2 protein-coding genes are annotated in these 3,503 nt (G+C 63.4%); both read right to left on the bottom strand.

The genetic code is table 11. The annotated features are described in order from the left end of the window. Nucleotides 1-2,524, bottom strand: a 2,524-nt coding sequence (locus WFM46_RS23195) for a virulence factor SrfB (protein ID WP_336998663.1), incomplete at its 3' end; no start/stop codon positions are given. Between the two features lie 4 nt (nucleotides 2,525-2,528). Further along, the coding region (locus tag WFM46_RS23190; protein WP_336998662.1) for an SrfA family protein at nucleotides 2,529-3,503 on the bottom strand (975 nt) is incomplete at its 5' end.

The following is a 3,503-nucleotide window of genomic DNA, read 5'->3' as shown; positions in this document are numbered from 1 at the left end:
CCGCCGCCTTAAAGTTAAAGCGCGGCAGGCGCAGATCCAGCGCCAGGCTACAGAGCATCGCCCCGACCGCCGCGGTGGATTTCGGATTGCCGATGCGCCCCTGCTGGCTGAACGGATACCACTCATGCACCCGGTATTTGTCCAGCCACACCATACGGCTGACCGGCACCGGCTGCAGATGGCGGATCAGCGCCTGAACGCCAGGCAGACAGCCCGGACGCCCGGTGATCAGCAGAATATCGCAGGCGTAATGGGAGATCGCCTCTGCCACTGCATGCAGCGGTGCCGCCAGGGTAAAGTGTCCGGCCAGCATCGCGTCCTGCATTTCGCGGAAGTTAACGTGCAGCGGGACGGCAAACAGGTCGAACGGTGCAGACCCGGCTGGCAGGGCGTGCTCAATGGCCTGCTGCAGATAGTTCATCACGTTGCGCGTCGGCTTGCGGGTCAGCAGATCGCCAAAGGTGGCGTGCAGTCCGTCGAGAGGATCGTCAATATCGCTGGCTTCCCAGGCGGCGAGGATCGCATGACCAATCGGCATAAACAGCTGTAAAGCCGTCTGCTGGCGCAACACCGCCTGGGTGTCGATGCGCCCGGAGTCGCCAAACAGCGAGGCCATCAGCAGAGAGGCGTCGGCAATGCCCGATTTCTGCAACTGGGTTTGCAGGGCGGGCAGGACGTAGCGCTGGATCACATCCAGCAGGGTGTCATCGCCCGCCACCTTAAAGCCTTCGCGGAACAGCAGCTGCGGGGTGATCTTGACGTTGCTGCCTGAGCCATCGTCGAGCTGGTAATGGGTGATGGCCATATCGGTGGTGCCGCCGCCGATATCAATCGAGGCGACGCGCAGCGCCCGGCCCGGCTGACAGCCCGGCTCCGGCTCGCGATCCGGGCGGGCAAGGGCGGCGAAAAAGGCTTCGGTCTGACCGTTGTAATGGGAGATGGCCTCGTTATAGAGCCACACTAACTGGCCGCAGCTGGCCTCATCCCACTCCATCTGGATCTCCGGCACCGGCACCACGCTCTTCTCCTGCTGTTTACGGCTGGAGAAGTCCTCATCCTGCGGGTGCCAGCCCATCGCTTTCCAGACGATGGCGATGGCTTCAAACATACGGCGGCGGAAGATCTCGCGCTCCTGCTTTGGCATTGCCGACGGCAGGGTGAGGATCAGGGTGCGCAACTGACGCGGCGAAGCCGGGAAGCCAAGACGCAGACGGGTCGCCACGCTGTTGATCTGCCCCAGCGCCTGCGCCAGCAGCTCGCAGAGCATGTGGGTCATCAGGGTGCTGCGGCTGTACTGCGGCGAGAAGACCGGCAGACGTTCATCCTGCGGCAGGGTGAACAGCGGCTGGCCGTCATCGTTCATCAGGTTCATCAGCGGGAAGGCGGTCGCCAGCGGTTCGCGCTGGGTTTTGCTGTTCATCTGGCTGAAACGCCAGTCCTGTACCACCGGGGTTTCATCCCACAGATAGCGGCGCGGGCTGGAGATACCGCTGTTGCCTTCGGTGCCCAGTCGCTGGGTCGCCAGCTTGCGCGCTTCGTCGCCCACGCGCACGATAGAGGGCCAGACAAAGGCGTCTTCGCGGCCGCTCTCCACCGAGAAGTGCTGCTTGCCGAAGCGGGCTTCGGAAAACTCCAGACGGCTGGTAAACAGCGGCTCGTTCAGGAACTGCGGCTCGCTTAATGAGCGCACCTGCAGCTCGGCGGTCTGGCGCAGGCCGTCGTTGGCGTCGCCGTGATCTTCAATGATCACCCCGCAGGTATGGGTGTTGCCGACATCGAGGATCAGATCCACCGGGATAGCGGGGGTGCTGAGAGTGTGGGTGACAAATTTGACTTCCGGCACTGTGAGCTGTTCCCCCAGCATCGCCAGAATGTTCAGCCAGTGCGCCTGGTATTCAAAATTGCGCATCGCCAGCTGTAAATCGCGCTCGGCGCGGTTCTCCACGCCGGTGGCGTACTGGGTGAAGGCTTCCCGCAGCCAGCCGTCAATCCAGGTCTGGTCGAGGAAGTTCGCCACCTCGTCGTCGCGCCAGGCCAGCGCGAAACGGGTGCCGTTGAGAATGTCGTTCTCCACCGGTGAAAGGGCGCTGGTGGCGTGGGCGGCGATCTGGCTGTCCAGCGCCAGGGTCACGCGGTGGCTGTTTCCGGCGTTGTCCGGGGTCTCCAGCTTACGCACCTGCACGCGGGCCCAGTTGTCCGGGCCTTCAACGAAGGTGCGCGGTGGGTTAAAGCGCAGGAACGGCGCCGGCAGCCAGACACCGTCGAGCACCGCCAGCGACTGCTGAAGCGGAATGGTGCTTTCGGGTTTCACCACTTCCGGCTGCCCGCCGTTGGTGGCGGGCAGGGTATAGCGGCCATTCACCAGATCAAAATCGAGGCGCAGCAGGGGGCCGTTGGCGGTTTTACGCACAAACCGTCCGCTCTGGGCGGAGTCCTGCGGCGTCAGGCCAAAATCAAGAAACTGTACGCCGCTGTTCGCAATCAGCGTGACGCTCTGTTTGTAGTCGCAAAGGTTTACCAGCATAGGATCACGCACCTGCCTTCCTGAATGTCAATGGAACCACGGTCTTCGCGTCGTAGCGCGCGCTGCATTCCGCCACATCACTGGTGCCGGCCTTACAGGTAATTTCCGGCATCGGGTAGCGCGAGCCGTCAGCGCAGCGGGCGTGGCCCCGGGTTTTGATCAGCAGCTCGCCGTTGCTGTGCAGCCCGGAGAAGACCTCCACGCGGCAGACCACGTTGTCGCCGTGCACCACGCGGGCAGTGCCTTTGTTGTTCTGGATTTGATAGCGCAGTGAAGGCGGCTTGCCGGTGATCGGATCGGTGACATCCAGCATGACCCGCCAGCTACCGTTGAGAAAACGGGTTGAACCGGCTTTCACCTGGCCCGCGTCCATGACCAGCGCATCTTTCGGGATGGCGGCAATCACCACCGGTTCCGCAGGGGCTGGCTCTTCGGCTTTAACGGCCACCACTTCAGCCTGATGCAGCGGCAGATTCAGTGGCAGAGGCTCAACCGCGGCAACGGGTTTGGGCTCAATCGCCACCGGGGCAGCAACAGCGGTTTTGACCGGCTCGGCGACAGGTGCCTGTTTCGGCCACAGCAGCGGGGCGGCAACGGCGGCCACCACCACGGCGGCAACCGGCAGCGGCCACAGCGGAACGCGACCTTTTTTCGCCTGCACCACCGGCGCGGCAGGCTCGGGTTTTGGCTCTGGCTCGCTGGCGCTCATTACCGGCGCGGGCTGCGCTTCGTAGAGGTCATTGGCGGTGATCTTCACCGTCGCCGGGGCGGCAACCAGCGGTTCATCGGCTTTTTCGAAAACGATGGCCGGAGCCGTTTCAGGCTCGGGGTCGGGCTCAGCCACCGGCGCAGGCATCGGGTCCGGCAGCAGCGAGGCGCGCAGGCAGTCGAGAATATCCTCCCGCGCGTTTTCATTGAGGTTCACAAAACCCCAGAAGGTGATCACCGGCTTGCCATCAACCAGGAAGGGGAAGTTTTC

The organism is Leclercia sp. M50, assembly GCF_037150775.1.
Taxonomy (GTDB): Bacteria; Pseudomonadota; Gammaproteobacteria; order Enterobacterales; family Enterobacteriaceae; genus Enterobacter.
The sequence above is the reverse complement of the archived record's forward strand: the minus strand, read 5'-3'. Positions and strand labels throughout refer to the sequence as shown.